The 491-nt window shown below is 42.6% G+C and carries 1 pseudogene; it reads right to left on the reverse strand.

What is annotated here, in order from left to right:
• Window positions 1-491: pseudogene (locus tag HC175_RS17810) on the reverse strand (long-chain fatty acid--CoA ligase); the annotation flags it as partial.

The raw sequence follows: 491 nt of genomic DNA on the forward strand, positions 1-491 counted from the left end.
GTATTTTTCCGTAATAGTTCTCCTTTTTAGTTTGAGAGTAGGTGTTAATTCTCCCCCTTCAATGGTCCATTCGTGTGGGAGCAGTCGGAATTGTTTGATCTGTTCTACCGGATTGAAGTTGAGGTTGTATTTTTTGACAGAATCACTGATCAATTGTTTCACTTCTGCGGCATGAAGAACCTTGTCATTTCCCGGGTAAGGTAATTCCTGATCCAGATACCATTTCTTAAGAGCTTCAAAGGCGGGAACTACCAGAGCACCAACAAATTTCTGAAATTCCCCAACAACCATGATCTGTTCTATCCATGGGCTCTCTACCATCTTGTTTTCAATAGGCTGTGGAGCTACATATTTTCCGCCGCTGGTTTTGATGAGCTCCTTTTTACGATCTGTGATCTTCAGGAACTTTCCGTCGATAATTTCTCCGATATCCCCGGTACGTAACCATTCCCCATCCATCACCTCTTCTGTAAGATCGGGTCGTTTATAAT

The organism is Salinimicrobium oceani (assembly GCF_012037645.1).